Consider the following 24,022-nt stretch of genomic DNA (forward strand, 5'->3'; position numbering starts at 1 on the left):
GAGATCTCCCTGTTCTCGACTATTGAGTGGACCCTTGCCAGCATAGAGTTCCATGAGACTTCCAGCTTTTAGCCTATTTCCCACAAGCGTTAAGAACGCTTTCGCCAACCGCATAGCAACCCGTCCTAAACAATGACTACACACCAGGAAAATCACATAATCAGTTAAACAAAACAGCTGATTTAAAATCAAACGCAAGCCTTTAAAACTCAGGCTAGCACATGCCTTGCCAATCCATACTTATGCAGTTTTCGATACAATGTATTACGACTTATGCCCAGATATTTCGCCGTGTGACTTATGTGCCACCGCTGTAGCTCCAGGGCATTAAGCAGCGTAAGACGCTCGGCATCGCATAAAGGCGAATACGCTGTGTCATCAGGTGATACCGAGTGCGGTGCGAGCTGGCGAATAGCCACGGGTAAATCTTCCAATCCCACTCGCCCGCCGTCGCAGAGTGCCACCAACGCGCGTAACACCGTACTTAACTGCCGTACATTGCCCGGCCAGGTGTATGCCAATAGCGCCTCGCGGGCTGCAATATCCAACATGACTTCTTGTTGCGCCGCCTCCCGAGCCAGCAGAAAGTCCAGCAGCTGTGGTTTGTCCTTGCGCTCGCGCAACGGCGGCAAGGCGATCTCAAGGCCATTGAGGCGATAGTAGAGATCTTCACGGAAGGTGCCATTGGCAATTCGCGCCAGCAAATCCCGATGGGTCGCGCTGATGATGCGCACATCGACCGCCTGCGGCTCGCCGCCGATGGGCACCACCATGCGGTCGTCCAGCACTCTTAACAGACGGGTTTGCAACGCCAGCGGCATGTCGCCGATTTCATCGAGGAACAGCGTGCCGCCGTCAGCCTGCTGCAACTTGCCCTGCATACCTTCCTTGCGCGCGCCGGTAAAGCTGCCGCCGCGATAGCCGAACAATTCGCTTTCGATCAGGCTTTCCGGGATGGCGGCACAGTTCAGGGCAACGAAAGCCTTGTCGGCGCGCTGGCTGGCGTGGTGTACCGCCTTGGCGAAGGCCTCTTTGCCGGAGCCTGTTTCGCCGTTGATCAGCAGCGGCAGATCACGCTCGAACACTCGCAATGCCTTGCGAAAATCGCTCTGTAGCGCAGGGTCGCCCAAACAGATACCTGGCAGGCGGGGCGCCTCGGGCTCGGCCAGCGCAACCGGCTGGATGCGGGCCTGGCCGCGCAATGCGGCAAATAACCGCCGGCCGTCACGGGTATGCAGCGGCCAACTGGCCGTGGCATTGGCGCTTGCGCGGCCGAGCAATTGATCAAGCGTGCAGTCGAACAGCGCTTCTACCGGCTGCCCGAGCAAACCGCCGCGCGCTCGCCCCAGCAGGTTCAAGGCGCTTTGATTGGCCGCGCAGATACGCCCATCGCCGTCGAACGCCAGCAGCCCTTCGCTGAACAAGCCCACCGATTCGGCCTGCAGGTGAAAACGCAGCAGCCAGTGATGTTCAAAATGACGCAGGAAGTAACAGCTCTCGATCATCTTGGCCGACAGGTTCACCAGCGCCATCGTGTGAAACTGGCTCTGGCGCGACACCGCTTCACGCGCCGAGGACACGTCCAGCACGGCGAGCAACTCGCCATGAGGGTCGAACACCGGGCTCGCCGAGCAGGTCAGCCCGGTGTGGCGGCCGCGAAAATGCTCATCGCGGTGAATGGTCACGGACTGACGCTCCACCAGGCAAGTGCCGATGCCATTGGTGCCCTCGCACGCCTCGCTCCAATCGGCACCCAGCCACAGCCCGGCGCGCTCGAAAATCCTGCGCTCGGACGGCGCGGTGACACAATTGAGGATCACCCCGCGGGCGTCAGTCAGCAGCACCGCATGACCGGCGCCCGAGAGCTGCTGATGCAGGCTGTGCATCTCGCTGCCAGCGATGTGCAATACGTGTTGCAGGCGCTCGCGACTTTCCTGCAGCCGGCCGTGTTCGAGCACGGTGGGGGCGATGGTCTGCGCAGGGTCGAGGTGGTAATCCTCCAGGCAGCGCAGCCAGGAGCGCGCGATGGAGGGATCACTGGACGGGTCCTGGCCACGCGCCACGGTGAGGACTTGCCGGGCATGGCGACTGAAATGGTCGTTGTGCATTTCTTATTATTCTCCCTGCGTGAGAACGGCCAGCATCCCCCAGCCCTCCCACCAATGCAATCCCGGCCGACCGCGCTGTACCACCCATGGCACAAACTGTCACCCGGACTGTACCGAGCGCGTGACAACAACGGATTGCAACAACCATCAACCCCTTGATTTACCTGACCCAGCACGCGCTGGCCCGGCCTTTGCTCTACGCTTTATCACGCGCAACATCGCTGTACTCCAATAAACATAAAAGTCAGGAGATACCCACCATGCGTTACGCACACCCCGGCACTGAAGGCGCTATCGTTTCGTTCAAGGCCAAGTACGGCAACTACATCGGCGGCGAATTCGTCGCGCCGGTCGATGGCAACTATTTCACTACCACCTCGCCGGTCAACGGCAAGCCAATCGCCGACTTCCCGCGCTCCACCGGCAAAGACATCGACAAGGCGCTGGACGCCGCCCACGCCGCCGCTGACGCCTGGGGCAAGACCTCGGCCCAGGACCGCTCGCTGGTGCTGCTGAAAATCGCCGACCGCATCGAACAGAACCTCGAACTGCTGGCCGTCACCGAAACCTGGGACAACGGCAAAGCCGTGCGTGAAACCCTCAACGCCGACATCCCGCTGGCCGCCGACCACTTCCGCTACTTCGCCGGCTGCATCCGCGCCCAGGAAGGCAGCAGCGCCGAAATCAACGAGCACACCGCCGCCTACCACTTCCATGAGCCATTGGGCGTGGTCGGGCAGATCATCCCGTGGAACTTCCCGCTGCTGATGGCCGCCTGGAAACTCGCGCCGGCCCTGGCCGCCGGTAACTGCGTGGTGCTCAAGCCCGCCGAGCAGACGCCGCTGGGCATCAACGTGCTGATGGAGCTGATCGGCGACCTGCTGCCACCGGGCGTGCTGAACGTGGTGCACGGGTTCGGCAAGGAAGCCGGCGAAGCCCTGGCCACCAGCAAGCGCATCGCCAAGATCGCCTTTACCGGCTCCACGCCGGTGGGCTCGCACATCATGCATGCGGCGGCCGAGAACATCATTCCGTCCACCGTCGAGCTGGGCGGCAAGTCGCCGAACATCTTCTTTGCCGACATCATGAAGGCCGAGCCGCAGTTCATCGAGAAAGCCGCTGAAGGCCTGGTACTTGCGTTCTTCAACCAGGGCGAAGTGTGCACCTGCCCATCGCGCGCGCTGGTGGAAGAGTCGATCTACGACGACTTCATGAAGGTGGTGATGAAAAAGGTCGAGTCGATCAAACGTGGCGACCCGCTGGACACTGACACCATGGTTGGCGCCCAGGCGTCCGAGCAACAGTTCGACAAGATTCTCTCCTATCTGGAAATCGCCAAGGGCGAAGGCGCCGAGCTGCTGACCGGTGGCAAGGTGGAGAAACTGGCAGGTGACATGGCAGGCGGCTATTACATCCAGCCGACGCTGCTCAAGGGCACCAACAAGATGCGTGTGTTCCAGGAAGAAATCTTCGGCCCGGTGGTGAGCATCACCACCTTCAAGGATGAAGCCGAAGCCCTGGCGATTGCCAACGACACCGAGTTCGGCCTGGGCGCCGGCCTGTGGACCCGCGATATCAACCGCGCGTATCGCATGGGCCGCGCGATCAAGGCGGGCCGCGTGTGGACCAACTGCTACCACCTGTACCCGGCGCATGCGGCGTTCGGTGGTTACAAAAAGTCCGGCGTGGGGCGTGAGACGCACAAGATGATGTTGGATCACTACCAGCAGACCAAAAACTTGCTGGTGAGCTACGACATCAATCCGTTGGGGTTCTTCTGATTTTCTGACTGCAGTGCAAGCCCCTGTGGGAGGGGGCTTGCTCCTGATTGCAGCGTGTCAGCCAATATGTATGCCACTGACCCACCGCTATCGGGAGCAAGCCTGCTCCCACACTTGGATCTCCACAGGTACTTGCTATGTGTATTCGGCCTATATAGGGCGAGTTAAAAACAATAAGAATGGAAGGTACTTCCCCATGCCTAGCGAACCCACTGGCTCTTCTGTCGACTTCGAAAACGTCGACAGCGACTACTTCCAACAACGCGAACTGAAAAAAGGCGCCGCCGGCTGGGTGCTGCTGGTCGGCCTGGGCGTTGCCTACGTGATTTCCGGCGACTACGCCGGTTGGAATTTCGGCCTGGCCCAAGGTGGCTGGGGCGGCATGTTCCTCGCCACATTGCTGATGGCCACCATGTACCTGTGCATGTGTTTTTCCCTGGCCGAACTGTCCTCCATGATTCCTACCGCCGGCGGGGGCTACGGCTTTGCCCGTAGCGCTTTCGGTCCTTGGGGCGGATTCCTTACCGGCACCGCCATCCTCATCGAATACGCTATCGCCCCCGCCGCCATCGCGGTGTTTATCGGCGCTTATTGCGAGTCGCTGTTCGGCATTGGCGGCTGGATGATCTATCTGGCGTTCTACATCCTCTTTATTGGTATCCACATTTTTGGCGTCGGCGAAGCCCTGAAACTGATGTTTGTAATCACCGCCGTCGCCGCCATTGCTCTGGGCGTGTTTCTGGTGTCGATGGTGCCGCACTTCAGCGTCGCCAACCTGCTGGACATGCCGGTAACCGAAGCACGAGGCGCCAGCGCCTTCCTGCCCTTCGGCTACGTCGGCGTGTGGGCCGCCATCCCTTATGCCATCTGGTTTTTCCTTGCGGTGGAAGGCGTGCCGCTGGCCGCCGAGGAAACCCGCAATCCCAGGCGCGACCTGCCGCGCGGGCTGATCGGCGCCATTGTGGTGCTCACCAGCTTTGCCCTGCTGATCCTGGTAATTGCACCGGGCGGTGCCGGCACCTATGCGCTGGTCAAGTCCGGCAACCCGCTGGTTGAGGCGCTGGCATCGGCGTACGGCGGTCCGACGTGGATGGGCAGCTTCGTCAACCTGGTGGGCCTGGCGGGGCTGATCGCGAGCTTTTTCTCGATCATTTATGCCTATTCCCGACAGATTTTTGCCTTGTCACGTGCAGGCTACCTGCCACGCAAGTTGTCCGAGACCAACAAAAGCAAGGCGCCGGTGCTGGCTCTGGTGATCCCCGGCATCATCGGCTTTGGTCTGTCGCTGACCGGCCAGGGCGACTTGCTGATCCTGGTGGCGGTGTTCGGTGCAACCATTTCCTACGTGCTGATGATGGCTGCACACATCACCCTGCGCATTCGCCGCCCCAAAATGGACCGTCCGTATCGCACGCCGGGCGGCATCTTCACCTCGGGCGTGGCGCTGGTACTGGCCTGCGTGGCCGTGGTGGCGGGCTTTCTGGTGGATCCACGAGTGGTCATTGGCGCCGCGATCATCTATGGAGTATTAATTGCTTACTTTGCTTTCTACAGCCGGCATCACTTGGTAGCAGGCACGCCCGAAGAAGAATTCGCGGCGATCCAGGCCGCAGAGGCCGCCTTGCACTGAACTGCCGTAAACCTCGACGCGGGCACTGCCTGCGTCGCCAAGGAGACACTGTATGGCAAGCTTTTCCCACGCGGTGGGTGCGCACACCTACCGCTTCGACAGCCTCAAGGATGTAATGGCCAAGGCCAGCCCGGCCCGTTCCGGTGACTTGCTCGCCGGGGTCGCCGCGCAGAACGACGGTGAACGGGTCGCGGCGCAAATGGCGCTGGCGAACATCCCGCTCAAGCACTTCCTCGAAGAAGCGCTGATCCCCTATGAAAGCGACGAAGTCACCCGGCTGATCATCGACACCCATGACAAACAGGCTTTCGCCATCGTCAGCCATCTGACCGTGGGCGGCCTGCGTGACTGGCTGCTCAGCGATGCCGCCGATGAACACTCCCTGCGCGCCCTGGCGCCCGGGCTGACACCCGAAATGGCCGCCGCCGTGTCCAAGATCATGCGTGTGCAGGACCTGGTGCTGGTGGCGCAGAAGATCCGCGTGGTCACCCGCTTTCGCGGCACCATGGGCCTTCGCGGGCGCCTGTCGACGCGTCTGCAGCCCAACCACCCTACCGACGAACCCGCGGGCATTGCCGCGAGCATCCTCGATGGCCTGCTCTACGGCAACGGCGATGCCATGATCGGCATCAACCCGGCCACCGACAGCACCGCCTCGATCTGCGCCATGCTGGAAATGCTCGACGCCATCATCCAGCGCTACGAAATTCCCACCCAGGCCTGCGTGCTGACCCACGTCACCACCTCCATCGAGGCAATCAACCGGGGCGTGCCACTGGATCTTGTGTTTCAGTCGATTGCCGGCACCGAGGCAGCCAATGCCAGCTTCGGCATCAGCCTGAGCGTGCTGCAGGAAGGCTATGACGCGGGCTTGAGCCTCAAGCGCGGCAACTTGGGGCAGAACCTGATGTATTTCGAAACCGGCCAGGGCAGCGCCTTGTCCGCCAATGCGCACTTTGGCGTCGACCAGCAAACCTGCGAAACCCGCGCTTATGCGGTGGCACGGCATTTCAAGCCGTTTCTGGTCAACACCGTGGTCGGCTTTATCGGCCCCGAATACCTGTACAACGGCAAACAGATCATCCGCGCCGGCCTTGAAGACCACTTCTGCGGCAAGTTGCTCGGCGTGCCCATGGGCTGCGACATCTGCTACACCAACCACGCCGAAGCCGATCAGGACGACATGGACACCCTGTTGACCCTGCTGGGCGTGGCCGGGATCAACTTCATCATGGGCATCCCCGGCTCCGACGACATTATGCTCAACTACCAGACCACCTCGTTCCACGATGCCTTGTACGCGCGCCAAACATTAGGTTTAAAGCCAGCCCCGGAATTCGAGCAATGGCTGGCCAAAATGGGCATCTTTACCCAGACAGATGGCAAGGTGCAGTTTGGCAACAGCCTGCCACCGGCGTTTCGCCACGCCTTGGCGCAACTCGGATGAAGGAGCCGCCGGTGTCACTCGATCTCCCTGAAAACCCGTGGCTGCAATTGCGCCGCCTCACCCCGGCGCGCATCGCCCTGGGCCGCACAGGCACCAGCCTGCCCACCCAAGCGCAGCTGGACTTTCAATTCGCCCATGCCCAGGCGCGGGATGCGGTACATCTGCCGTTCGATCACGCAGGCTTGAGCAGTCAGCTGGCCGAGCGAGGCCGCGACAGCCTGCTGCTGCACAGCGCCGCCAGCGACCGCCACAGCTACCTGCAACGGCCGGACCTGGGCCGACGCTTAAGTGACGAGTCGGCCCAACATCTGCGCGACTACGCTGTGGCCAACCCCGGCGGCGTGGACCTGGCGGTGGTGGTGGCCGATGGCTTGTCGGCGCTGGCGGTGCATAAACATACGTTGCCGTTTCTGACACGCATGGAAGAACAGACCCACGCCGAAGGGTGGTCCCTGTCGCCCGTTATCCTGGTGGAACAGGGCCGTGTGGCCGTGGCGGATGAGATCGGCCAACTGCTCGGCGCCAGGATGACGGTGATTCTGATCGGCGAGCGGCCTGGGCTCAGTTCGCCGGACAGCCTGGGGCTGTATTTCACCTACAACCCCAGGGTTGGACTCAACGATGCCAATCGCAACTGCATTTCCAATGTGCGCCTCGAAGGCCTGAGCTATGGCATGGCGGCCCATCGCCTGCTGTACTTGATGCGGGAGGCGTGTCGCCGACAGCTGTCGGGGGTCAACCTCAAGGACGAAGCGCAGGTGCAAACCCTCGAATCCGACGATCCCGACCTGATCAAAGGAAACTTCCTGCTCAGCCCGCCCACGGGCTGATCGCGGCACGATTGCGCTTTTTCGCGTCTTTAGGCAGCATCAGGTCACGGCCGCTGCTGTGGTCATATCCTTTGGAAGTTGAGGCCTGGCATGCGGATTACTCAAGCGACCCTGGAACATCTGGATTTGTTGACCCCGCTGTTCGTCAAATACCGCGAATTCTACGGCGCGTTGCCGTTTCCGGATTCGTCGCGGGCCTTTCTGGAAAAACGCCTGCGCCGTAAAGAGTCGGTGATTTACCTGGCGCTGGCCGATGACGACGACAAGCGGCTGCTGGGGTTCTGCCAGCTTTACCCGAGCTATTCCTCGTTGTCGCTCAAGCGGGTGTGGATCCTCAACGATATGTATGTAGCCGAAGATGCGCGTCGGCAACTGGTGGCCGACAACCTGATGCGCACCGCAAAGAAAATGGCCAGGGAAACCCACGCGGTGCGGCTGCGGGTGTCGACCAGCAGCGACAATGAAGTGGCGCAGAAGACCTATGAGTCGATCGGCTTTCGCGAAGACACTGAATTCAAGAATTACGTTCTGCCGATCAACGTAGACTGACGCCAAAGCCTCTCGCAGCTCCAATGTGGGTGCCTATCCCACATTGGCAACCACGACACGCCCCGCTACAAAAGCCGCACGCTTTTCAGCGTTCAATCCGTATAATGCGGACCTTTCCAGGGTTGTAAGAAATGCGACAGTCACTTGTAGCCTTATTGCCCGAGCCTCCGCACAGGCCTGCCGAGTCGGGCCGTTCACACAGGTGCCATCCATGGATTTCAACCCGCTTGACCTGATCCTGCATCTCGACGTTTACCTCGACATGCTGGTAACCAACTACGGTCCGTGGATCTACGCCATTCTGTTCCTGGTCATTTTTTGCGAAACGGGCCTGGTGGTCATGCCCTTCCTGCCGGGTGATTCCCTGCTGTTTATCGCCGGCGCCGTCGCCGCAGGTGGCGGCATGGACCCGGTACTGCTCGGTGGCCTGTTGATGCTGGCCGCGATCCTCGGCGACAGCACCAACTATGTCATCGGACGAACCGCCGGAGAACGCTTGTTCAGCAACCCGAATTCGAAGATTTTCCGCCGCGACTACCTGCAAAAAACCCATGACTTCTACGACAAGCACGGCGGCAAGACCGTGACGCTGGCGCGCTTCCTGCCCATCCTGCGCACCTTTGCGCCGTTCGTGGCCGGTATCGCCAAAATGCCCTACCCGCGCTTCTTCGGCTTCAGCGTGCTGGGCACCATTCTCTGGGTCGGTGGCCTGGTCACCCTGGGCTACTTCTTCGGCAACGTGCCGTTTATCAAGAAGAACCTGTCGCTGCTGGTGGTGTTCATTATCCTGCTGTCGCTGGTGCCGATGATCATTGGCGTATTCCGCAGCCGTTTCGGTCGCGCGTCCTCCGAAGCCAAGCCGCAGTAACCGAGTATGTGGTCCCTCAGCGCCTGGCGTCGCCGGCGCCTGCTGGCCCGGCACCCGATTGCCGATGACACCTGGCAGCGGGTACGCAGCCACCTGACCTTCCTCGACGGCCTCACGCCCGAGCAGGATCAGTGGCTGCGCGAAGCCTGCATCATCTTTCTTGCCGACAAACACCTCACCGCCCTGCCCGGCGTCGACCTGCACCAGGAACAACGCCTGCTGCTCGCCGCCCAAGCGCAATTACCGCTGATGAACCTGGGCGATCTGGACTGGTATCAAGGCTTTCATGAAATCGTGCTGTACCCCGACGACTTCCTCAGCCCCCAGCGCCATCGCGATGCCAGCGGCGTGGAGCACGAGTGGGACGGCGAACACAGCGGTGAAGCCTGGCAACAGGGCCCGGTGATTCTCGCCTGGCCCGGGGTGCTGGCCAGCGGCAATTGGGAAGGCTATAACCTGGTGATCCACGAGCTCGCCCACAAGCTGGATATGCTCACCGGCGATGCCAACGGCCTGCCGCCACTGCACAGCGACATGCGCGTGCAGGAATGGGCGAGCGTGATGCAAGACGCCTTTGATGACCTCAATCGCCAACTGGATGCCGACCCCGACGTCGAGACGCTCATCGACCCCTACGCGGCAGAAAACCCGGCGGAATTTTTTGCCGTCACCAGCGAATATTTTTTCAGTGCCCCGGATTTGCTGGTCGACAGTTATCCACAGGTGTACGCCCAACTCAGCCGCTTTTATCGCCAGGATCCCCTGGCCCGCCTGCACCAGCTGCAAGCCCACGACCCGCGCTACCAGCCGCCGGTTGAATGACCGTACGACGTCTGGCGCATGGCATCGTCGTCAGAATATGCCTATAATCGCCGCCACTTTTAGGCCAATCCGGCCATGTTCAATGGCCAACTACGGGGGCAACGCCCAATGAGCTACAGCAAGATTCCGGCTGGCAAAGACCTGCCGAACGACATCTACGTCGCCATCGAAATTCCGGCCAACCACGCGCCGATCAAATACGAAATCGACAAAGACAGCGATTGCCTGTTCGTTGACCGTTTCATGGCCACCCCGATGTTCTACCCGGCCAACTACGGTTTCATCCCCAACACCCTGGCCGACGACGGTGACCCCCTCGACGTGCTGGTCGTGACCCCTTACCCGGTGACCCCGGGCTCGGTTATCCGCGCCCGCCCGGTCGGCATCCTGAACATGACCGACGACGGCGGCGGCGATGCCAAAGTCATCGCAGTGCCACACGACAAGCTGTCCCAGCTGTACGTGGACGTGAAGGAATACACCGACCTGCCGCCTCTGTTGCTGGAGCAAATCAAACACTTCTTCGAGAACTACAAAGACCTCGAAAAAGGCAAATGGGTGAAGATCGAAGGCTGGGGCAATGCAGATGCCGCCCGCGCAGAGATCATGAAGTCGGTGGCTGCCTACAAAGGCTGATCCCCGCTTGCTTGCACTCGAACATAAAAAAGCCCCGATCACTCGGGGCTTTTTTATGAGCGTAACTAAACGCCAAGTTCAACTAACAACAATCAGAGTTTAGAAGTTCGCTGAAGTTGAAAAATCAGGCCACAACTAAGCAAAAGCCTACACGCGCAAATCAACGCATGGTTTATTTGATTAGTTTTCCCGGCCAGTAAACTCTGCGTTTATGAATACATCAGGTGATCGTTTAAAAGCACTATTAAGGGAAGTTCATCTTTCCGCCTCAGACTTCGCCAAGAACCGTGGTGTCACGCCCCAGCACGTGAACAACTGGTTCAAACGCGGCGTACCCATGGGCCGGCTCAACGAGATCGCAGAGCTGTTATGCGTCTCCAGCCGTTGGCTGCGCACTGGCCTGGGCCCCAAACACCCACCGGCCAACTTCCTGCTCGAAGGCCCGGGAACCACGAAAGGACTCACCTACGTCCGCGAGGAAAGCGGCAAATACCTCACAGGCCCAGCCTGCCTCCCGGAAAAGCTCGACGTGGAGCTCCCTCTCCACCCCACGTTCACCTCCACCGAGCGAATCCGCGTCTCCCTGCACACCCTTGATACCCTCAACGTAAGCCCCGACCGCGCGGTAGGCGCCTACATGGTCGATAACAGCATGATCGACATCATCCAGCAAGGCGCCACCCTCGCCATCGACCGAGGCCGTACACAAATCATCGACGGCGAAATCTACGCCGTCGAGCATGACGGCATGCTGCGCATCAAATACCTCTACAACCGTCCCGGTGGCGGATTACGGATGCGTAGCCACAACGCCACCGAACACCCCGATGAATACCTCACCTACGATGAGCGCTTCGAACAAAACTTCCTGATCGTGGGGTGGGTGTTCTGGTGGTCCACCTTGAATAACCGCCGCCCGCCGGTACCGCTGGACGATCACTTATTGGGCTGGGAAGGCTCTAAATCGGATCCGGAGGTGGGCAATTGAGGTGAATGTGGGTATCATCCGCGGCACATTTGGCAGGGGGTGGCTTTGAGCTATCTATCCTGCCAGGCGATGCGGAGGAGTTCCCGCGGATGCCCCTACTATTCAGCCCGACGTGATGTGGGCTGAGCGATTTGAAGGCTGGTGAGGTTTGTCAGAAGCAAGCCGAAGCAGTCAGCGAGAAGCCGGCCACAAGCCGGCTTTTTAATGCCTGTAAAAATCTCGCTCCAACCGTTGCGTCAAGCCGGCCGCATGCACTCCACAGCCCGCTCCGCCACCATCTTCGCCATGCCCACCAGATGCATCACCGCCCTCTGCGGCGCAGCTACCGGCTCTGCGAGCACCTGCGAAGTCGCCACCGCACAGTGCAGCAGCTCGGCTACCCGCACCCAGGCATCTTCAAAGCGCACAGCTGCCATAAGATGCAGGCGAAGGGGTGCCTGACTCATGAGTTGCTTATGCGCCAATCGAATCCGGGCGACTAAACCCGATCACTGAATATGCAGTGACGGACCGCAGCCTAGTCGCGGGATTTCACTGGCGCAAGCCGCTGGGATTCTCTAGGAAACGTCCTGCAAATGAAAGGAATCGGACCTGCCGGCTATTCAATACGCGAAGAAGCTGCCACCCCTTACTGTCTCCTTTAAGTTGACAGTAAGACTCCCGACAACCGATTTATCCCCCAACCCCCGCGCTTTAACCTATGCCCATGTTGAACAAAACATCCAACCAACCAAAAAGGACTTCAACCATGAGCACTCCAACCTACAGCCGCTTGAACAAAGACGACGCCATCGTTCTGCTGGTCGACCACCAGACCGGCCTCATCTCGCTGGTGCAGGACTTCTCCCCCAACGAGTTCAAGAACAACGTGCTGGCCCTGGCCGACCTTGCCAAGTTCTTCAACCTGCCGACCATCCTCACCACCAGCTTCGAGCAAGGCCCCAACGGCCCGCTGGTGCCGGAGTTGAAAGAGATGTTCCCGGATGCGCCGTACATCGCACGCCCTGGTCAGATCAACGCGTGGGACAACGAAGACTTCGTCAAGGCAATCAAAGCCACCGGCCGCAAGCAGATCATCATTGCCGGTGTGGTCACGGATGTGTGCGTGGCATTCCCGACTCTGTCGGCGCTGGCAGAAGGGTTTGAGGTGTTTGTGGTGACGGATGCGTCGGGCACTTTCAATACCACTGTACAGCAAGCGGCCTGGAGCCGGATGACACAGGCCGGTGCGCAATTGATGAACTGGTTCTCGGTGGCGTGTGAGCTGCACCGCGACTGGCGCAACGATATCGAAGGCCTGGGGAATCTGTTGTCCCAGCGCATTCCCAACTATCGCAACTTGATGAATGGTTACGCGGCGCTGACAGCCCAGCAGAAGTAAGTGATCCGCAAGGCCTGCCCTTAAAGCAGGCTTTTTCACGTCTCAATCGACAAGCAAATTGGGATCGATACGCCCCAGAGCCCGCATATACAGATTCATGGTGGTGCCCTCGCCCAATCCCGTCTGGACTTTCACCGTGCCACCCGCGCGCTGCGCGAATTCCATCACTTGGGACAGCCCCAGCCCGGTGCCTTTGCCGGCGGACTTGGTGGTGAAAAAGGGCTCAAAAATCTGCGCGGCGAGGGTTTCAGGGATGCCCGGGCCGTTGTCGCTGACGCTGAGCAGCAGATAGTTGCCCGCGGCCAGTGCTTCGTCCTGGGTCAAGCTGACCAGACGCGAAGTGATGTGGATACGGCCTTTGCCGCCCAAAGCGTCCCGGGCGTTGGTCAGCAGGTTGATAACCGCCGCGCTCAACTGCGCTTCTTCGCACAATACGCCGGTGCCCGGCGCCGCCAATGCCATTGAAAACTCGACACCGTCCGAAGCGGTGCGCAACAGCACGTCGCGCATGCTCTCCAGACGCTCGTTCACGTCGATGCACATCAGGTTGGGGCTGTCGTGGCGCACGCTGGTCAGCAGGTGGTTGACCAGCAATCGGCCTTGATCCACCGCTTGCATGCCGGCATCGCTGAAGCGTTCGACATCCGCCGGCCTGCGTGCACGCAGGCGGATCATTTGCAGGCTGGCGCTCAGGGCCTGGAGCAAGTTATTAAAGTCATGGGCGATGCTGGCGGCCACCATGCCCAGAGACGAAACGCGCTTGGCATGATGAAGAAACTGTTCGGCCTCGCGGCCCAGCGCTTGCGCCTGGGCGAGTTCCCTTTCCAGGCTGCGCGCGCGTTGTTCGCGTTGTTCGCTGAGCACGCGCAATTGCAGCAACGAGGCTGTTTGACGGGCCAAGGCCTGCAGCGCGTTGTGTTGCACCACGGTCAGCGTGCGCGGGCGCGTATCGATGACGCAGACGGTGCCCAGGGCAAAACCTCGGTCATCACGGATCGGGGCGCCTGCGTAAAAACGGATATACGGTGGGCCCAGCACCAGAGCGCTGTGCTCGAAACGCGGGTCACTCTGAGCATCTTCCACCACCAGCACCTCATCGGGCGCCAGGATGGCATGGGCGCAGAACGCCAGGTCACGATGGGTCTCGCGCACGTCCAGGCCGACGCAGGCCTTGAACCACTGACGCTCGCTATCCACCAGCGAGACCAGTGCAATCGGCACATCGCACAGGCCCGTCGCCAACAACACAATGTCGTCGAAACCTTGCTCAGGCACGCTGTCCAGAATGCCCAGGTGCTCCAGGGACTGGATGCGCTCATGCTCGTTGGCAGGAGGCGGGGCAGGAAGATGAGGCATCTGCATACGTCGCGATCAGTCCGTGAAAGAAAAGGATGCGCGGGGCATTGCGGCCCGGCAAGGTAAACAAAGGAAATCTTGTGCCCGTCTGTCTCTTGGTAGCAGCAGCGACTGGTCGCTGTTTTCCTTACGCCTCAGCGCATACCCGCAGGCATGCGCTGCGGTGGTTAGAGGCACCCCTCCGGCAATCGTTCCTTGACTCCCGTTCGGCACTGCGGTGGTGATGCCAGTGAATGAGCAAGATCGCTATCTGAAGTAGCCGTTCAGCATGAGTTACCGCTGACTTTTGCGCTGCTGTCGTAAGCCCATTCTGATTTTGCGAACCGCTCATCCAGCCCTATTTCGCCGGGGCAGAATCCGACGCCTTGACCCCTGCCGAGACGTCACGGATGACCCACGCTGCCCACATCGCCTTTATCGAACATGAGCTCAATGGCTTTCATCAAAGCCTGGGGATTTATCGCCAGCAGATGGGCGCCTGGTACGCGCGCGCGCTGGATTCGATGAGCGATGGATTGGACATGCCGTCGTTGCTGGGGATGGACCGGGTGGTGCGGGTGGGTGACACCCAACGCTCCGTAAGCATTTCCGACGCCGACTTTTCCACCGTGGCCCGCTGCCCTGCGGGCGGCGTGCTGAAGATCGAGAGCACGTTCGAGTCGGTATATGACGTGCCGATTGGCGACATTGCGGTTGAAGTGATCGGGCTGGATGACGGCAGTTCCACGTTGATTCAGCTGGATGAGCACGGCAAGGGATCACATGTTTGCGCGGCGGGCGGGCGTTATCAGGTGCGGGTGCAGGGCGGTGTTTCGGCGCAACAGGTGGATGCGTTGTTCGCTTCCTACGCCGGGCTGACGGCGGACCTGGAGCAATGGCTGCGCAAGCAGTGGGAAGGCTTCCAGCCTTATTGGCAGCAATCCACGGCCAGTGCGATTGGCAGCGGTGTGCTGGCCGGTAGTTGGGCGGCGATCCGCGAGGCATGGGACGGCATCAAGCGGGTGCAGGCCATTCTTGAAGACCCGCTGAAGTACGTCGAACAGCTCGGTGCGCAAGCGACCCGCCTGGCGCAGCTCGCCACCGATGCGCCCAAAGTCATGGAACAGGCAATGCTGCTGGCCAGTGATGAGGCGGCGCTGTTTCTCTTGGTGCGTACAGCGATGCTGTGGCTGGACGCATTGCCGCCCGGCCAGATGGCCGAAGTTGCGGCGGGGTTTGTGGTGTCGTTGCTGATCGATCTGGTGATCGGCGCGGTACTGACCCTCGCCTTGCCTGCGGCGGGTGTGGCGTATTTGAGTGGGCGGCTAGTCAAGTACGGCGGGCAGATTCTTGATGCGGCGGTTGGCTTTGTTAAGCACGTACTGGCGATTCTGAGCACGTTCATGCGGGCGGTGGATCGTTACAAGGCGGTGGCGATTCGCGGTGTGGTTGGCGGGTTAAGGCAAGGCACGCTGCAGATGCGCTGGCGGGCGCGGCAGAACGCCGTGTTGAGGCAGAAAGAGGCCGTGGATGACGTGCCGGTTTCGGCGAAGAACCCGGCGGGGGATGCTTCTGCGTCTGCGGACAAGACCGTGACCAATGGCTGCCCGGTGTCGATGGTCACCGGTGAAGAATTGCTCACCCTCACCGACGGCACCCTGGATGGGATTTTGCCATTCGAGTGGACGCGTGTGTATCGCACCAGTGCGGTGGAAATCGATGTCGGGCTGGGGTTTGGCTGGAGCCATGCCTTGGCGCAGCGCCTGGTGGTGGCGGGCGATTCGGTGGTGTGGACGGACCATGAGAATCGCTCGACCGCCCTGCCCTTGCCGACGATTGCTCGCCCGGCGATCACCAACAGCCTGGCGGAAGCGGCGATCTTTTTGGGGGACTTGCCGGATGAGCTGGTGCTGGCCCAGGCGTCGCGGTTTTATCACTTTCGCGATGGCGTGCTGGTGGCGATCAGCGATGCGTACGACAACCGGCTGCGCATTTCCCGTGATGTGCTGGGGCGCATTGAGCGGCTGGACAATGGCGCCGGGCGCTCGCTGTGGTTGCGCTATGCGCAGGGCCGGATTGGCGCGGTGGACTATCAGGTTCATCGCGCCAAGGGCCGTGAGCCTTACGAGTGGGTGACTGAGCAGACGGTTGTGTCCTACGCCTACGACGACGCGGGCCGACTGGTGTCGGCGACCAATGCCGTAGGTGAATGCGAGGTTTACCGGTACGACGAGCAGCACGTGATTCTGGAACGTGGGCTGGCCGGTGGCGCGCGTTTCTTCTGGGCGTGGGAACGGTCCGGCAAGGCGGCGCGCTGTGTGCGTCACTGGGCCAGTTTTGCGCAGATGGACACGCGCTATGTGTGGGGCGATGACGGGCGCGTCACCGTGCATAACGCCGATGGCAGCCAGGAAGTGTACGTCCACGATCAGCGGGCACGCCTGGTGCAGCGGGTGGATCCGGATGGCGCTCAACACTTCAAATCCTACGACGCAAAGGGCCGGCTGACGGTTGAGCAGGACCCGCTGGGCGCGGTGACGGCGTATCAGTACGACGACGCAGGGCGGTTGGTGGCGCTGTTTCCCGGGGACGATGAGCCGACGTCCTACGAGCATGACAACGGGTTCGTACGAGTGGTGCGCCGGGGTGAGGCGGTTTGGAAATACGAGCGTAATGAACAAGGCGACGTAACGCGCAAGACCGATCCGGACGGCCATGTCACCGACTACAGCTACAACAAATACGGGCAACTGATTGGGGTGTGGTATCCCGATCACAGCTGTCAGCGGCTGGTGTGGAATGAGCGCGGGCAACTGCTTGAGGAGCAGTTGCCCAATGGCGGGATCAGGCGCTATCGCTATGACGACCTGGGGCGGCAGATTGCCCGCGAGGATGAGCATGGGGCGCTGACCCAGTATCAATGGGACAGCGTGGGCCGTTTGGTTCGCCTGATATTGCCGGGCGGTGCGACGCGGGAATACAGCTACAACGCCTACGGAAAAATCACCGCCGAACGCGATGAACTGGGCAACGTTACGCGCTACGAGTATGCCGACGGGCTGCACTTGATCAGTCGGCGACTCAATGCCGACGGCACGCAGGTCCAGTACCGCTACGACAACGCGCGGTTATTGCTGACTGAGATTGAAAACGAGGTCGGCGAGACCTACCGGCTTGCCTACCATCCCAACGGGTTGATCCAGCAGGAAATCGGCTTTGACGGCCAGCGCACCGCCTACGTTTATGACCTCAACGGCAACCTGCAGGAAAAGACCGAACATGGCGACGATGGCAGTCAGCTCATCACCCGCTATGAGCGAGACGCTGCCGGGCGCCTTGTCAGAAAAACCCTGCCTGATGGCAATAAGGTGGATTACGCCTACGACCGCCAGGGCAATCTCCTCAGCGTCGAAGACGGCCACTGGGCGCTGGCCTACGAATACGATCGACAAAACCGCCTCACCGCCGAGCATCAAGGCTGGGGCACCTTGCGTTATGGCTATGACGCCTGCGGTCAACTGCAGCACCTGCGCCTGCCGGACAACAACCGCGTCACGTTTAACCACGATAAAGGTGGCCACCTTGGCACCGTCGAACTCAACGGTGAAGTGCTCACCTCGCATCTATTCAAAGCGGGCAAGGAGCAGCAACGACAGCAAGGCCAACTGCTCAGCCATTACCACTACGACGACCAACACCGCCTCCACGCCCACGCCATCACGCAACAGGAAAACCGCTACTACCGCCGCCAATACGACTACGACAAATCCGGCAACCTCGCCCGCATTCTCGATACGCGCAAAGGCGAACATCACTACGCCTACGACCCGCTTCACCGCCTGACCCGCGCCGATCACTCGCAGGACTTACAGGAACGCTTCGGCCACAACCCGGCCGGCAACCTGCTGATGCACGACCGCCCCGGCCCGGACATCGTCGCTGGCAATCGCCTGATGATCCAGGGCGACCGGCATTACGACTACGACGCCTTCGGCAACCAGATCCGCGAACGCCGAGGCAAAGGCCACGCACTGGTCAGCGAATACCGCTACGACTGCCAGCACCGCCTGATCGCCGTCAAGAAACCCAACGGCCAAATCGCCCATTACCGCTACGACCCTTTTGGCCGGCGCATCAGCAAAACCGTGGATGACAAAACCACGGAGTTTTTCTGGCAAGGCGACAAACTGATCGCCGAACACCACGCCGACCGCCACCGCAGCTACCTCTACGAACCCGAAAGCTTCCGCCCTTTAGCGCTGCTGGAAGGCTTCGGCCCCGACGCCACCAGCCCCTACCACTACCAACTCGACCACCTCGGCACGCCACAGGAACTGACCGCCCCAGACGGCGAAATCGTCTGGTCCGCCCACTACCGCGCCTACGGCCACATCAGCCGCCTCGACGTCGACAAAATCGAAAACCCGCTGCGCTTTCAGGGTCAATACTTCGATCAGGAAAGCGGCCTGCACTACAACCGACATCGCTACTACAATCCGGATGTTGGACGCTATCTGACGCCGGATCCGGTGAAGCTGGCGGGCGGGATCAATGCTTACCAGTACGTGCCCAATCCTACCGGGTGGGTGGATCCTCTGGGACTGAGCGTCTGCCCAGGTGGCGATGGATGTAAGCCATCACACAACGCTGAGAGCCCAACAAAGCACACAAAGGCTGACAATGGCGAGCCAACCCTCCCCGCTCACGCGTCAAAACAAGAAACCATCGTTAGAGTACGGCATTACACTAGCAGAGCAGGCTCAAAAGGCATTGAAAAAACAGGAGTGATATTGGCCCAAGACAACAACAGAGTCTATCTCGAACCTGCAAAGAGCAAAGTGCTAAGTCCTAGAGACGCACAGGAAAAATATCAGATCGACAAAAGCAAAGGCCGAGATTACATTGAGACGGACGTACATAAGTCACAACTAGAACTGGTAAAAAACCCTAGGTACAGCACCATGGAGCTAACCATAAAAGGTAACCTGACATTAAATAACCCTACCTTTACAAGGAGAAAGTAATGCTAGAGCAAAATCAAAAAATAGTTCTTACCGGAAAAGAAGCACTCGATGTTCTCAAAGAAATTGAATACATACTAATATCCCTACATAAAATGGGCAGCTTTTATGCTGAAAAGCCTGGCGCCCTGGAAGAATATCGCAAAGCGACCACTGACTTTATCGATGATTGCGCCGTTACCCAGCGATTGTCAAAGGTACGCACGATAATTTCTCAACACTTTGATGACTCTCTCGGCGATGATGAGCTGGATGATATAGAGAGACACTTTTCCGATCTGAAATTCTGGAAACCCGATCAACCCTTGAACGGGAAAACACCTGAAACAAAAGCACTTGAAGTTTCGAAAGGAACCATTCAACAAGTAACGTGCAAGCATAACGAATTACTGGTGGTTTTTACCAACCAGCAAGATGAATTTCTACTAATTACCTTTCACAACCCCATAGCATTCAAAAGCAATAGTGCGATTGGAGTTGAAACAGACGGCCTTTTTAAAGAAGAACACCTTACCCTTTCGCAAGACGCAAAATGCATTACCCCTCTGCAAAATACGGAAAGTTACTGCTTCAAGGCAGCCATCAGCAAAGAGATTATTTTTACAGTGACCGCAGACAGATACAGCGTTGAAAAGATATGACTAAAATTCAACAACCTCTCCAGACCAAAAATCCAAATTTGAGCGACTACCCAACGCTATGAAACACTGATTAATGGTCCTAATGGGCAAACCGCTAATTACCGTTATGGCCCGTTTGGAACGCTCGCAAAAAATGAGCTATTTCGATGACGAGCTAGTTACGGAGCTGAGCTCCCAGAAAATTAACTTTGATACTCTACCCACAAATGACCACGATTCCTTTGTCAGAAAAATTAATGAAAACATAGCTTTTCAGGAAGCAATTGCCTGGAACAAACTGCACAAAAGCATTAAGTTCGCGGACAACCTCCCGGACTTGGCAACCTCACGACGGCTCAGGAAAATCATAAAAGTCGCCGACGATGAGATAATTATTGTGGGTGATGCGGTTTTTGACGAGGCATATTGCGTAATCTCTAACAACTAGAAGAAGCCCCCAGAATCCTCCCTCAAATTAGATCCCGGGCCGAATCCGAAGCACAATCAGCTCACCAAATGAGCCGAATAACCTTTTTATTCGGCTCACGCACCCTAGGCATTCCACCATGGCTCATCCGCACTGAATCTGGCCGCACTTCCGCTGGCAACCCGGTCGCCCCGCGGCGTTGCTGCGCGAGTGTGGACAAGCCCGAGACAAGCTGTTGAGCATGCTCGGCGATTGAGGGTGAACAGTCGAATATCGGCTCGGTGCGCTCGTCACTGGCACGGCGACAGACGGCCTGGTAAGCCGCCACCACACGCGTTATCAGGTCAATACAGTAGACGAGTGATGCCCCGCTCATTTGCCCACAATCCCCATGTCTGCTAGTGTCGCGCCGGTTTACCGTCTACCGGAATAGCCGCCATGGCCCGCAAAAAAGTTGCACTCGATTTCGAACAATCCCTCGCCGACCTGCAAACTCTGGTCGAGCGTCTGGAGAACGGCGAGTTGTCGCTGGAGGACTCGTTGACGGCGTTTGAGCAAGGCATCGGCCTGACCCGTGATTGCCAGAGCGCGCTGGCGCAGGCTGAGCAGAAGGTGCAGGTGTTGCTGGAACGTGACGGGGAGTTGGCCGAAGAACCTTTCGATGCGGAACAACCCGAATGATCGATGCGTACCAGGCCAGTAGCCAAGCCCGAGTCAATGCGGCGCTTGCGCCCTTGTTTGTTGCGCCGGGCCCTGAACTCAACCGTCTTTATGACGCCATGCGCTACAGCGTGATGAACGGCGGCAAGCGTGTGCGTCCGTTGCTGGCCTATGCCGCGTGCGAGGCACTGGGCGCGCCGGCCGAGCAGGCCAACGGCGCGGCCTGTGCGGTGGAGCTGATTCACGCCTACTCCCTGGTGCACGACGATTTGCCGGCGATGGACGACGACGATCTGCGTCGCGGCCAGCCGACCACCCACAAAGCCTTTGATGAAGCCTATGCGATTCTCGCCGGTGACGGTCTGCAGAGCTTGGCGTTCAGCGCATTGCTGGACCCGGCGCTGAGCTGCGTCGATGCGTCGACGCGCCTGCACATGGTCACCGCCCTGGCGCTGGCGGCAGGCCCGGCGGGGATGGTCGGCGGGCAGGCCATCGACATGGGCTCGGTCAGCCTCAAGCTGGACCAGGCTGCGCTGGAACACATGCATCGCCACAAGACCGGCGCGCTGATCGAGGCGGCGGTGCACCTCGGCGCCCTGGCTAGCGGGCGCGCCGAGCCCGCACAACTGGCGGCGCTGCAAACCTACTCGCGGGCCATCGGCCTGGCCTTCCAGGTGCAGGACGACATTCTCGACGTGGAAAGTGATACCGCCACCCTCGGCAAACGCCAGGGCGCCGATATCGCACGGGACAAACCGACTTATCCTGCGCTGCTCGGGCTCGATGCGGCCAAGACGTACGCCCTGGAGCTGCGCGATCAGGCCCTGGCAGCCCTGCAACCTTTCGACGCGGCAGCCGCGCCCTTGCGCGACCTGGCGCGGTATATCGTCGAACGTCGCCACTGATCAACGGCGGCCATTTGCACCGCCTATCGGCCAACTTCGGCGCTCCGCGTGGGCAGTTTGCGATGCTTGAGGTAAACTGCCGCCTCTTCTATACCTATAACGATTCGCCTGATGCCCACGACGTTTCAAGAGATTCCCCGCATACGCCCGTCCACGCCGCTGCTCGACCGTGCCGCCACGCCGGACGGCCTGCGTCGACTGGCTGAAGCCGAGCTGGAAACCCTGGCCGATGAACTGCGCCTGGAATTGCTCTACACGGTCGGCCAGACCGGTGGGCATTTCGGCGCCGGCTTGGGCGTCATCGAGCTGACTATCGCGCTGCACTACGTCTTCGACACCCCGGATGACCGGCTGGTGTGGGACGTGGGCCACCAGGCGTACCCGCATAAAATCCTCACCGGCCGCCGCGAGCGCATGAACAGCCTGCGCCAGAAGGACGGCATCGCCGCCTTCCCGCGTCGCGCCGAGAGCGAGTACGACACCTTTGGGGTCGGCCACTCCAGCACCTCCATCAGTGCCGCGCTGGGCATGGCGATTGCCGCCCGTCTGCAAGGCAGCGAGCGCAAGGCGATTGCGGTGATCGGTGACGGCGCGCTGACCGCCGGCATGGCGTTCGAAGCGCTCAACCATGCGCCGGAAGTGGACGCCAACATGTTGGTGATCCTCAACGACAACGACATGTCGATCTCGCGCAACGTCGGCGGCCTGTCCAATTACCTGGCAAAAATCCTCTCCAGCCGCACCTACGCCAGCATGCGCGAGGGCAGCAAGAAGGTGCTCTCGCGTCTGCCCGGCGCGTGGGAAATTGCCCGCCGCACCGAAGAATATGCCAAGGGCATGCTGGTGCCCGGCACGCTGTTCGAAGAGTTGGGCTGGAACTACATCGGCCCCATCGACGGCCATGACCTGCCGACCCTGATTGCCACGTTGCGCAACATGCGCGACCTCAAGGGCCCACAGTTCCTGCATATCGTCACCAAGAAGGGCAAAGGCTTCGCGCCGGCGGAGGTCGACCCGATCGGCTATCACGCCATCACCAAGCTCGACCCCCTGGACGCCCCTGCCGCCGCGCCGAAAAAAGCCAGCGGGCCCAAGTATTCCGGGGTGTTTGGCGAATGGCTGTGCGACATGGCCGCCGCCGACCCACGCCTGGTAGGGGTTACCCCGGCGATGAAGGAAGGCTCCGACCTGGTGGCGTTCAGCGAGCGTTTCCCGCTGCGCTACTTCGACGTGGCAATTGCCGAGCAACACGCGGTGACCTTTGCCGCCGGCATGGCCTGTGAAGGTGCCAAGCCGGTTGTGGCGATCTACTCCACATTCCTGCAGCGCGGTTATGATCAGTTGGTTCACGACGTGGCGGTGCAGAACCTCGACGTGCTGTTTGCCATCGATCGCGCGGGCCTGGTGGGCGAAGACGGCCCGACCCACGCCGGCAGTTTCGACCTGTCCTACCTGCGCTGCATCCCCGGCATGCTGGTGATGACACCGAGCGACGAGAACGAACTGCGCAAGATGCTCAGCACCGGCCACCTGTACAACGGCCCCGCCGCCGTGCGCTACCCGCGCGGCACCGGCCCGAATGCAGTGATCGAAAAAGACCTGGAGCCCATCGAGATCGGCAAGGGCATCGTGCGCCGCCAAGGCAGCAACGTCGCGTTCCTAGTATTCGGCGTGCAACTGGCCGAAGCGCTCAAAGTGGCAGAGAAGATCGACGCCACCGTGGTCGACATGCGTTTCGTCAAACCCCTGGATGAAGCCTTGGTGCGCGAGATTGCCGGCAGCCATGAGCTGCTGGTGACCGTCGAAGAAAACGCCATCATGGGCGGTGCCGGTGCGGCGGTGAGCGAGTTCCTGGCGCGGGAGAATATTCTCAAGTCGGTGCTGCACCTGGGCTTGCCGGATGTGTACGTGGAACATGCCAAGCCGGCGCAGATGCTGGCGGAATGCGGGCTGGATGAGGCTGGCATCGAGACATCGGTTCGCGCGCGCATGGCGCTGCTCTCCCTGTAAAAAC

General features: G+C 60.0%; 17 protein-coding genes and 1 pseudogene. 16 read left to right on the forward strand and 2 right to left on the reverse strand.

The genetic code is table 11. The annotated features are described in order from the left end of the window. Nucleotides 1-209: 209 nt before the first annotated feature. A complete protein-coding gene (locus H045_RS17585; RefSeq protein ID WP_015373040.1) occupies nt 210-2,108 on the reverse strand; it encodes a sigma-54-dependent Fis family transcriptional regulator in 1,899 nt (632 codons plus the stop codon). A 260-nt stretch (nt 2,109-2,368) separates the two neighbouring features. On the opposite strand from H045_RS17585, the gene exaC reads away from it, so the two are divergent. The 10 genes from exaC (at nt 2,369) to ycaC (ending at nt 13,040) form a co-directional block, all read left to right on the forward strand. After that, nucleotides 2,369-3,889: an acetaldehyde dehydrogenase ExaC gene (exaC, locus tag H045_RS17590; RefSeq protein WP_003237075.1), complete on the forward strand. Its 1,521-nt coding sequence runs from the start codon at nt 2,369-2,371 to the stop codon at nt 3,887-3,889. A 196-nt stretch (nt 3,890-4,085) separates the two neighbouring features. Beyond that, nucleotides 4,086-5,519, forward strand: coding sequence for an ethanolamine permease (gene eat / locus H045_RS17595; RefSeq protein ID WP_003237077.1), 1,434 nt, complete (start codon nt 4,086-4,088; stop codon nt 5,517-5,519). 52 nt (nt 5,520-5,571) lie between these two features. Continuing rightward, on the forward strand, nt 5,572-6,966 hold the full coding sequence (locus tag H045_RS17600; RefSeq protein ID WP_015373041.1) for an ethanolamine ammonia-lyase subunit EutB: 1,395 nt from the start codon (nt 5,572-5,574) through the stop codon (nt 6,964-6,966). Then, the gene (gene eutC, locus H045_RS17605) at nt 6,963-7,796 is read left to right on the forward strand and encodes an ethanolamine ammonia-lyase subunit EutC (protein WP_015373042.1); all 834 of its coding nucleotides are present in this window, start codon (nt 6,963-6,965) and stop codon (nt 7,794-7,796) included. Before H045_RS17600 ends, eutC begins: the two co-directional genes overlap by 4 nt. Before the next feature lie 90 nt (nt 7,797-7,886). Continuing rightward, nucleotides 7,887-8,345, forward strand: a complete 459-nt coding sequence (locus H045_RS17610) for a GNAT family N-acetyltransferase (RefSeq protein ID WP_015373043.1) — start codon at nt 7,887-7,889, stop codon at nt 8,343-8,345. A 211-nt stretch (nt 8,346-8,556) separates the two neighbouring features. Continuing rightward, on the forward strand, nt 8,557-9,213 hold the full coding sequence (locus H045_RS17615; protein ID WP_003237086.1) for a DedA family protein: 657 nt from the start codon (nt 8,557-8,559) through the stop codon (nt 9,211-9,213). Nucleotides 9,214-9,219: 6 nt separating this feature from the next. Further along, nucleotides 9,220-10,035, forward strand: a complete 816-nt coding sequence (locus H045_RS17620; RefSeq protein ID WP_003237088.1) for a M90 family metallopeptidase — start codon at nt 9,220-9,222, stop codon at nt 10,033-10,035. A 108-nt stretch (nt 10,036-10,143) separates the two neighbouring features. Further along, the gene (gene ppa, locus H045_RS17625) at nt 10,144-10,671 is read left to right on the forward strand and encodes an inorganic diphosphatase (protein ID WP_003237090.1); all 528 of its coding nucleotides are present in this window, start codon (nt 10,144-10,146) and stop codon (nt 10,669-10,671) included. A gap of 211 nt (nt 10,672-10,882) precedes the next feature. Continuing rightward, nucleotides 10,883-11,659: a LexA family transcriptional regulator gene (locus H045_RS17630; RefSeq protein WP_032871308.1), complete on the forward strand. Its 777-nt coding sequence runs from the start codon at nt 10,883-10,885 to the stop codon at nt 11,657-11,659. 748 nt (nt 11,660-12,407) lie between these two features. After that, a complete protein-coding gene (ycaC, locus tag H045_RS17640) occupies nt 12,408-13,040 on the forward strand; it encodes an isochorismate family cysteine hydrolase YcaC (RefSeq protein WP_003239464.1) in 633 nt (210 codons plus the stop codon). A 42-nt stretch (nt 13,041-13,082) separates the two neighbouring features. Here ycaC and H045_RS17645 read toward each other — a convergent pair whose 3' ends face one another. Beyond that, on the reverse strand, nt 13,083-14,396 hold the full coding sequence (locus H045_RS17645) for a sensor histidine kinase (RefSeq protein ID WP_041931651.1): 1,314 nt from the start codon (nt 14,394-14,396) through the stop codon (nt 13,083-13,085). Nucleotides 14,397-14,785: 389 nt separating this feature from the next. On the opposite strand from H045_RS17645, the gene H045_RS17650 reads away from it, so the two are divergent. From H045_RS17650 to dxs, 6 genes and pseudogenes are all read left to right on the forward strand, one after another. After that, nucleotides 14,786-19,399, forward strand: a complete 4,614-nt coding sequence (locus H045_RS17650; RefSeq protein ID WP_015373046.1) for an RHS repeat-associated core domain-containing protein — start codon at nt 14,786-14,788, stop codon at nt 19,397-19,399. Continuing rightward, nucleotides 19,399-20,037 (forward strand): hypothetical protein, encoded by a 639-nt coding sequence (locus H045_RS25540; RefSeq protein WP_015373047.1) that lies wholly within the window; start codon nt 19,399-19,401, stop codon nt 20,035-20,037. Before H045_RS17650 ends, H045_RS25540 begins: the two co-directional genes overlap by 1 nt. Nucleotides 20,038-20,600: 563 nt before the next feature. Continuing rightward, nucleotides 20,601-20,748, forward strand: a pseudogene (locus H045_RS25545) (DUF4172 domain-containing protein); the annotation flags it as partial. A gap of 133 nt (nt 20,749-20,881) precedes the next feature. Further along, nucleotides 20,882-21,124, forward strand: coding sequence for an exodeoxyribonuclease VII small subunit (locus H045_RS17665; RefSeq protein ID WP_003176346.1), 243 nt, complete (start codon nt 20,882-20,884; stop codon nt 21,122-21,124). Beyond that, nucleotides 21,121-22,008 carry a polyprenyl synthetase family protein gene (locus tag H045_RS17670; protein WP_015373049.1) on the forward strand — a complete coding sequence of 296 codons (888 nt, stop codon included), beginning with the start codon at nt 21,121-21,123 and terminating at the stop codon, nt 22,006-22,008. Before H045_RS17665 ends, H045_RS17670 begins: the two co-directional genes overlap by 4 nt. Before the next feature lie 111 nt (nt 22,009-22,119). After that, the gene (dxs, locus tag H045_RS17675; protein ID WP_015373050.1) at nt 22,120-24,018 is read left to right on the forward strand and encodes a 1-deoxy-D-xylulose-5-phosphate synthase; all 1,899 of its coding nucleotides are present in this window, start codon (nt 22,120-22,122) and stop codon (nt 24,016-24,018) included. Nucleotides 24,019-24,022 lie beyond the last annotated feature (4 nt).

The sequence above is a fragment of the Pseudomonas poae RE*1-1-14 genome, from assembly GCF_000336465.1.
In the GTDB taxonomy this organism is placed as follows: domain Bacteria; phylum Pseudomonadota; class Gammaproteobacteria; order Pseudomonadales; family Pseudomonadaceae; genus Aquipseudomonas; species Aquipseudomonas poae.

Coding starts and splice junctions, on each gene's coding strand:
- H045_RS17585 (WP_015373040.1), bottom strand. CDS start 2,108: ATGCACAACGACCATTTCAGTCGCCATGCCCGGCAAGTCCTCACCGTG.
- exaC (WP_003237075.1), top strand. CDS start 2,369: ATGCGTTACGCACACCCCGGCACTGAAGGCGCTATCGTTTCGTTCAAG.
- eat (WP_003237077.1), top strand. CDS start 4,086: ATGCCTAGCGAACCCACTGGCTCTTCTGTCGACTTCGAAAACGTCGAC.
- H045_RS17600 (WP_015373041.1), top strand. CDS start 5,572: ATGGCAAGCTTTTCCCACGCGGTGGGTGCGCACACCTACCGCTTCGAC.
- eutC (WP_015373042.1), top strand. CDS start 6,963: ATGAAGGAGCCGCCGGTGTCACTCGATCTCCCTGAAAACCCGTGGCTG.
- H045_RS17610 (WP_015373043.1), top strand. CDS start 7,887: ATGCGGATTACTCAAGCGACCCTGGAACATCTGGATTTGTTGACCCCG.
- H045_RS17615 (WP_003237086.1), top strand. CDS start 8,557: ATGGATTTCAACCCGCTTGACCTGATCCTGCATCTCGACGTTTACCTC.
- H045_RS17620 (WP_003237088.1), top strand. CDS start 9,220: ATGTGGTCCCTCAGCGCCTGGCGTCGCCGGCGCCTGCTGGCCCGGCAC.
- ppa (WP_003237090.1), top strand. CDS start 10,144: ATGAGCTACAGCAAGATTCCGGCTGGCAAAGACCTGCCGAACGACATC.
- H045_RS17630 (WP_032871308.1), top strand. CDS start 10,883: ATGAATACATCAGGTGATCGTTTAAAAGCACTATTAAGGGAAGTTCAT.
- ycaC (WP_003239464.1), top strand. CDS start 12,408: ATGAGCACTCCAACCTACAGCCGCTTGAACAAAGACGACGCCATCGTT.
- H045_RS17645 (WP_041931651.1), bottom strand. CDS start 14,396: ATGCCTCATCTTCCTGCCCCGCCTCCTGCCAACGAGCATGAGCGCATC.
- H045_RS17650 (WP_015373046.1), top strand. CDS start 14,786: ATGACCCACGCTGCCCACATCGCCTTTATCGAACATGAGCTCAATGGC.
- H045_RS25540 (WP_015373047.1), top strand. CDS start 19,399: ATGCTAGAGCAAAATCAAAAAATAGTTCTTACCGGAAAAGAAGCACTC.
- H045_RS17665 (WP_003176346.1), top strand. CDS start 20,882: ATGGCCCGCAAAAAAGTTGCACTCGATTTCGAACAATCCCTCGCCGAC.
- H045_RS17670 (WP_015373049.1), top strand. CDS start 21,121: ATGATCGATGCGTACCAGGCCAGTAGCCAAGCCCGAGTCAATGCGGCG.
- dxs (WP_015373050.1), top strand. CDS start 22,120: ATGCCCACGACGTTTCAAGAGATTCCCCGCATACGCCCGTCCACGCCG.